Genomic DNA, 7035 nt, shown 5'->3' with positions numbered 1-7035 from the left:
CGGCCTGATGCGGCGCGACCTGCCCGAGGCTGCTCCGGCGGCCGCCCAGGTCCCGACGCCGCGGGTGGAGCCGGTCGCCGCGCCGACGGCACGCGCCCCGGGCCGGGCGGCGCCGCAGGAGGAGATGGGACTCGACATTCCCACCTTCCTCCGCCGGCAGAGCAATTAGGGCTGAAATGCGGCGATTGTGCGCCGCATTAAGTGTGCATTTTCAAGGGCTTGCAGCGTAATATAGCGAAATAACGCTTGAATGGCGCCCCAGGGTCCGGGATGGCATTCCCGCCCTGGGGCGTCGTGATTCGATGCTCCGAGTCGGTCGGTCTGGGGTCCCGGAAACGGGGCGGCAGACCGAAGCAGGGGCCGGACGGCGGCCCCGGCGACCGGCACACAGGTGCGGAGCAGGAATGGACGGCTTCCTTCCGATCGACAGGACCAGCAGGCGGACGCTGAAGACGGCGATCGGCTGCGTGGGCACGGGCCTGCATAGCGGCCGCCGCGTCACGCTGACGCTGCGTCCGGCGCTTGCCGGCACCGGCATCCTGTTTCGTCGCACGGATCTCGGCATCGACATCCCCGCCCGCTTCGACCGGGTGGTGGATACGCGCCTTTGCACCGCCCTGGTGGCCGAGGACGCGCCGCAGGCGCGCATCGGCACGGTGGAACACGTCATGGCCGCGCTGGCCGGCACCGGCATCACCGATGCGGTGGTGGAGCTGGACGGGCCGGAAGTGCCCATCCTGGACGGCTCCGCGGCGCCGTTTGTCTTCCTGATCGATTGCGCCGGCTCCATGGCGCTGCACGGCCCTGCCCCCGTGATCGAGGTGCTGCGCCCCATCCGGGTCGAGGAGGGCACTGCCTTCGCCGAGCTGCACCCGAACCAGGAGGCCGGCTTCGACGCGGCGCTGACCATCGACTTCCCGGCAACCGCGATCGGCCGGCAGCACCTGTCGCTGCGCGTCACGCCGGCGAGCTTCCGGGCAGGGTTGGCGGATTCGCGAACCTTCACGCTGGCCGAGGAGGTCTCCCGCCTGCGAGCCGCCGGCTTGGCGCAGGGCGGCAGCCTGGCCAATGCCGTGGTGGTGGACGGGCCGCTGGTCCTCAACCCCGGCGGGCTGCGCCGCCCGGACGAGTTCGTGCGGCACAAGATGCTCGACGTCGTCGGCGACCTCGCACTGGCGGGGGCGGCTCTGTCCGCACGCTTCGTCGGGAATCGGTCGGGCCATGGGCTGAACAACCGGCTGTTGCGCGCGCTGTTCGCCGACCAGTCGGCGTGGCGGATGGCCGAGAGCGGCCTCACGGCGGATGGCGTCGCCATGCGCCTGCCGGCAGCTGCCGCCCCCGCGATCGCCTGACCTTTCCCGCCGTGCGCCGCCTTGCCCGACGGGCGGCGCGGCGTGGTATAGGGCGGCCCATGCGCACCGCGATCCCGATGTTCCGACGCCTGCCGCTGCTGATCCTGCTCCTGCTCCCGATCGCCGGATGCAGCAGCTGGGACGGGCGCGAGGCGAGCCTGCAGCAGAGAACCCGGGCCGACATGTCGGCCGAGGGCCTCTATGCCGCCGGACTGGAGGCCCTGCAGCGCGAGCAGTATGGCGCGGCAGTCCAACTCTTCGACACGGTCGAGCGCGAGCACCCCTACTCGGCCTTCGCCACCAACGCGAAGCTGATGTCCGCCTACTCCGAATACATGCGGAACCGCTACACGGAGGCGCTCGGCGCGCTGGACCGGTTCATCCAGCTGCACCCGTCGCATCGCGACATCGCCTATGCCTACTACCTGCGCGCACTGTCGCTGTACGAGCAGATCCACGACACGGAGCGCGACCAGCGCACCACCGAGCAGGCCATGGTGGCGCTGCAGGAAGTGGCGAATCGCTTTCCCAACACACCCTATGCGCGCGACGCCCGGCTGAAGATGGACCTCGCCCGCGACCACCTGGCCGGACGCGAGATGGTGGTCGGCCGCTTCTACCAGAACCGCCGTCTCTTCGGCGCCGCGATCGGCCGGTTCCGCCGGGTGGTGGACGAGTACCAGACCACCAACCACGTGCCGGAGGCGCTGCACCGCCTGACCGAGATCTACCTGGCGCTTGGCCTGACGGAGGAGGCGCGGCGGACCGCATCCGTGCTCGGACACAACTACCCGGGCAGCGCCTGGTACCAGGACAGCTACGCCCTGCTGGTGGACGGCGCCCAGCCGGCGCCGCAGGACAGGCCGAGCTGGATCAGCCGTGCCGTCAGCACCGTGACCTTCGGCGTGTTCTGACCCGCGGCGGGCGCAGCGCGCCGTGCTGACCTCGCTGGCCATCCGCGACGTGGTGCTGATCGAGCGCCTGGACCTGGCCTTCGGGCCGGGCCTCACGGTGCTGACGGGCGAGACCGGGGCGGGCAAGTCGATCCTGCTGGACAGCCTGGGCCTTGCGCTCGGCGCCCGGGCGGAAAGCGGGCTGGTGCGCGCCGGCCAGCCGCAGGCCTCGGTCGCCGCGGCCTTCAGCGTCACCGAAGACCACCCGGCCCGTGCCGTCCTGTCGGAGCAGGGGATCGAGGCCGAGGACGAGCTTGTCCTCCGGCGCGTCGTCACGGCCGATGGGCGCTCCCGCGCCTTCGCCAACGACCAGCCCGTGGGCCTGACGCTGCTGCGCCGGCTCGGCGCTCTGCTGGTGGAGGTGCAGGGGCAGCACGAGCAGGTGGGCCTGGCCGATCCGGCGGCGCATGCTGGCCTGCTGGACGCCGCCGGCGGGCTCGAGAAGCTGCGCGCCGCCGTGGCGGAGGCTCACAGCGCCTGGCGCGACGCCGAACGGGCCCTGGCCGCCGCCCGCGAGGAGATCGCCACCGCGCAGCGCGACGAGGAGTTCCTGCGCCATGCCGTCGCGGAGCTCGAGGCACTCGCCCCCACGGAGGGCGAGGAGGACGCGATGGCGGCCGAACGGCAGAAGCTGCAGCAGGGCGAACGCCGCAGCGAGGCGATTGCCGAGGCACTGGCGGCGCTGAACCCGCGCGACCGCCGCGCCGCCAATCCTAACACGGCCCTGCGCGGCGCGGTGCGCGCGCTGGAACGGCTGCCGGCGCCGAACACGGAGGCCGAGCCGGCGCTGGAAGCGCTCGGCCGGGCGCTGGACGCGCTGGCGGAAGCCGAGACGGCGCTGGAACGGCTGGCGCATGAGTCCGGCCCCGATCCGCGCCGGCTGGAACAGGTGGAGGAACGCCTCTTCGCGCTGCGCGCCGCCGCCCGGAAGCACCTGGTGCCGGTGGTGGAGCTGCCGTCCCTGCTGGCGACACTCAAGGCCCGGCTGGCCGCGCTCGATGCCGGCACGGACCGGGTCGCGGCGGCGGAGCGCGCGGCGACGGAGACGCGTGCGGCCTATCTCGCCGCCGCCGGACGGCTCTCCGAGGCGCGGCGGGACGCGGCCGGCAAGCTGGAGAAGGCGGTGGCGCGGGAACTGCCGCCGCTGAAGCTCGACCGCGCGCGGCTGGTGGTGGATGTCTCGGCGCGACCGGAAGGCGGCTGGGGCCCTGACGGCGTGGACCGCGTGACCTTCCTGGTCTCGACCAACCCGGGGCAGGCCCCCGGTGCGCTGGACAAGGTCGCTTCGGGCGGCGAGCTCTCGCGGCTGATGCTGGCACTGAAGGTGGTGCTGGCGCGCGGATCGCCGGTGCCGACGCTGGTGTTCGACGAGGTGGACAGCGGCATCGGCGGCGCAACGGCCGCGGCCGTGGGGGACCGGCTGGCGCGCGTGGCGGAGCGGCTGCAGGTGCTGGTGGTGACCCATTCGCCGCAGGTGGCGGCACGGGGCATCCGGCACCTCTCGGTGGCCAAGCAGGTGAAGGGCGGCCGCGCGGAGACCCGGGTGACGCCGCTGGACGCGCCGGCACGCCGCGAGGAGATCGCGCGGATGCTGGCCGGCGAGCGCGTGACGGAGGCGGCCCGCGCCGCGGCCGACAGCCTGCTGGCGGGAAGCCTGCTGTGACGGGCCTCCGCATCCGCCGGGCGGATGCCGTGGACGCCCCCGCCGTCGCCCGCCTGATCAATGCCATCAACAGCCTGGATGGCGGCGCGCCGGAGTTGCCGATGACCGCGGCCATCGTGGCGCGCGACCTGCTGGGCCCGGCGCCGAAGGCCTTGCTGCTTCTGGCCGAGCTCGACGGCACCGTCGTCGGCTTCGCCACGGCCGGCCCGATCTACGACGCCGAGCGCGCGGCGGACGCGCTGATGCTGCTCGATCTCTACGTGGACCCCGCCTATCGCCGGCGCGGTGCGGCGCGCGCGTTGATGGCGAACCTGGCAGCGGAAGCGAAGCAGCGCGCTGCGGGCTGCCTCTGGTGGGGCGTGGACGAGGGCGACGACGAGGCGACGCTGTTCTACAGGGCGATCGGCGCCGTCAGCGAAGGGCGCTTCAGCGGCGAGATCCTGGCGGGGCCGGCCCTGGACCGCCTGGCCGCGGAAGCGCAATAAACGCGCCCCAGGCGAACCGCGAGGGGACGCAGCATGACGGACGCCGCGCTCCGCGCCCGCAAGGTGGAGGCGCTGACGGAGGAGGAGGCGCAGCAGGAACTTGCCGCGCTCGCCACTGAGATCGCGCGTCACGACGAGCTGTATCACCGCAAGGACGCGCCGGAGATCAGCGACGCCGACTACGACGCGCTGGTCCGCCGCAACCGCACCATTGAGGCCCGCTTCCCCGCGCTGATCCGGGAGGACAGCCCGAGCCGCCGCGTCGGCGCAGAGGTGGCGGAGGGCTTCGCCAAGCTGCGGCACGGCATGCCGATGCTGAGCCTCGACAACGCCTTCGGCGCGGAGGACTTCCTCGGCTTCACCGCCTCGATCCGGCGATTCCTGCGGCTCGACGGGGAGCAGGCGCTGCAATTCGTGGCGGAGCCGAAGATCGACGGGCTCTCGGTGAACCTGACTTATGAGGACGGCGCCTTCGTCCGCGGCGCGACGCGCGGCGACGGGACCGAAGGCGAGGACGTCACGCGCAACCTGCTGACGCTGCAGGACCTGCCGCGGCGGCTGGATGGCCCTGCGCCCGCCCGCATCGAGATCCGCGGGGAGGTGTTCTGCGAGAAGGCGGATTTCCTCGCCTTCCGCGCCGCGCAAGTGCGGGCGGCCGAGGAGCGCGAGGCGCGGCGCGCCCGCGGAGAGAAGGTCGGGCCGGCCATCACCATCCCGGTCAACCCGCGCAACTTCGCCGCCGGATCGCTGCGCCAGCTGGATCCGGAGATCACGGCGCAACGGCCGCTCAAGCTCTTCGCCTATGCGATGGGGGAGGCGAGCGAGCCGGTCGCGGAGACGCATGACGCCTGGCTGGACCGGCTGCGCGGCTGGGGCTTCCAGGTGAACCCTCTGTCCGAGCTGCTGGCCGACGAGGCGGCGGCCACGGCCTTCCAGGCGCGCATCACCGAGCAGCGCGCCGCGCTGAGCTATGACATCGACGGCGTGGTGTACAAGCTCAACCGGCTGGACTGGCAGCGGCGGCTGGGCTTCGTCGGCCGCGCGCCGCGCTGGGCCATCGCCTGGAAGTTCCCCGCCGAGCAGGCGACGACGAAGCTGCTCGACATCGAGATCCAGGTCGGCCGGACCGGCGCGCTGACGCCGCGCGCGGTGATGGAGCCGGTCGGCGTCGGCGGCGTGATGGTCACCCATGCCAGCCTGCACAACGAGGACGAGATCGCGCGCAAGGACGTGCGCATCGGCGACACCGTGATCCTGCAGCGCGCCGGCGACGTGATCCCGCAGATCCTGGGCGTGGTGCCGGAGAAGCGCCCGAAGGACGCGCAGCCCTTCGTCTTCCCGGACGTCTGCCCGGCCTGCGGCAGCCACGCCGTGCGCCCGGCCGGCGAGGTGGTGCGCCGCTGCACCGGCGGCCTCACCTGCCCCGCCCAGACCGTCGAGCGGCTGATCCACTTCACCCGCCGCAACGCGATGGACATCGAGGGGCTGGGTGTCGAGAACATCCAGAAGCTGTTCGACGAGGGGCTGGTGAAGAGCCCCGCCGACATCTTCCGCCTGGCGCGCCATGTCGAGACGATGCGCGGCTGGGAAGGCTGGGGCGCCCGAGCCGGCAAGGACGCGAAGAAGATCGCGAACCTGCTGGCCGCGATCGAGGCGCGCCGCCGCGTGCCGCTGGACCGCTTCATCTTCGCGCTCGGCATCCGCCGCATCGGCGAGGCCAATGCGAAGCTGCTGGCGCGGCACTACCATTCCTTCGCGGAGTGGCGCGCGAAGATGCTGGCGGCGACGGTGATCGGCAGCGAGGCGCGGGAGGAGCTGGGCTCCATCCAGGGCATCGGCCCGGCGATCGCCACCGAGCTGGCGGAGTTCTTCGCCGAGCCGCACAACCTGGCCGCGCTGGACGATCTGGCGCGCGAGGTGACGGCCGAGGATGTCGAGATCGCCGCCGCGGCCGACAGCCCCTTCGCGGGCAGGACGCTGGTGTTCACCGGCACGCTCGAGACCATGTCGCGCGACGAGGCGGAAGCGCAGGCGGAGCGCCTCGGCGCCAAGGTGACGAAGAGCGTGTCGAAGAAGACGGACTTCGTGATCGTCGGCGCCGACGCCGGCAGCAAGGCGACCAAGGCCGCGGAACTCGGTGTGAGGACGCTGACCGAGGCGGAATGGCGGGAGATGGCGGGCCAGGCATAAGGCCCCCTGATCCACGGCATCAGGCTTATGCGTTTCCGCAGCCGCATGCCGCGCGGCATGGTCGGCGCATGCCGCTCGACCCCCAGCTGTTCCTGGCCTTCCTGGTCGCCGCCTGGGTGCTGATCCTGACCCCCGGGCCGGACATGCTGTTCGTCGTCGGGCAGACCCTGGCCGGCGGGGCGCGGCGCGGATGGGCGGCGATGTTCGGCATCGTCACCGGCGCCATGGTGCATATCGCGCTGGCGGCCTCGGGCGTGGCGGCGCTGCTGGCGGCCTCCCCGGCGCTGTTCGAGGCGCTGCGGATCGCCGGCGCGCTCTACCTGCTCTGGCTCGGCTTCGGCGCGCTGCGTGCGGCGTGGCGGGGCGGGGCGCGGCTGCAGCCGGCGGCGCCG

At 72.8% G+C, this 7035-nt stretch carries 6 protein-coding genes; all 6 read left to right on the top strand.

From position 1 onward, the window contains the following. The first annotated feature begins 404 nt into the window (after positions 1–404). Positions 405–1352: a UDP-3-O-acyl-N-acetylglucosamine deacetylase gene (gene lpxC / locus OZN99_RS21890; protein ID WP_270937377.1), complete on the top strand. Its 948-nt coding sequence runs from the start codon at positions 405–407 to the stop codon at positions 1350–1352. 59 nt (positions 1353–1411) lie between these two features. Continuing rightward, complete coding sequence (locus OZN99_RS21885) at positions 1412–2266, top strand: outer membrane protein assembly factor BamD (protein WP_270937376.1); 855 nt, start codon at positions 1412–1414, stop codon at positions 2264–2266. A gap of 22 nt (positions 2267–2288) precedes the next feature. After that, positions 2289–3968 carry a DNA repair protein RecN gene (gene recN, locus OZN99_RS21880; RefSeq protein ID WP_270937375.1) on the top strand — a complete coding sequence of 560 codons (1680 nt, stop codon included), beginning with the start codon at positions 2289–2291 and terminating at the stop codon, positions 3966–3968. Next, positions 3965–4453, top strand: coding sequence for a GNAT family N-acetyltransferase (locus OZN99_RS21875; RefSeq protein WP_270937374.1), 489 nt, complete (start codon positions 3965–3967; stop codon positions 4451–4453). Before recN ends, OZN99_RS21875 begins: the two co-directional genes overlap by 4 nt. Positions 4454–4486: 33 nt before the next feature. After that, the gene (gene ligA, locus OZN99_RS21870) at positions 4487–6643 is read left to right on the top strand and encodes an NAD-dependent DNA ligase LigA (protein ID WP_270937373.1); all 2157 of its coding nucleotides are present in this window, start codon (positions 4487–4489) and stop codon (positions 6641–6643) included. A 68-nt stretch (positions 6644–6711) separates the two neighbouring features. Continuing rightward, on the top strand, positions 6712–7035 hold a 324-nt coding region (locus OZN99_RS21865; protein ID WP_270937372.1), incomplete at its 3' end, for a LysE family translocator.

The sequence above is a fragment of the Falsiroseomonas oryzae genome, from assembly GCF_027856955.1.
GTDB classification, from domain to species: domain Bacteria; phylum Pseudomonadota; class Alphaproteobacteria; order Acetobacterales; family Acetobacteraceae; genus Falsiroseomonas; species Falsiroseomonas oryzae.
This window is presented reverse-complemented; position numbering and strand designations above follow the sequence as displayed.

Coding starts and splice junctions, on each gene's coding strand:
- OZN99_RS21885 (WP_270937376.1), top strand. CDS start 1,412: ATGCGCACCGCGATCCCGATGTTCCGACGCCTGCCGCTGCTGATCCTG.
- lpxC (WP_270937377.1), top strand. CDS start 405: ATGGACGGCTTCCTTCCGATCGACAGGACCAGCAGGCGGACGCTGAAG.
- ligA (WP_270937373.1), top strand. CDS start 4,487: ATGACGGACGCCGCGCTCCGCGCCCGCAAGGTGGAGGCGCTGACGGAG.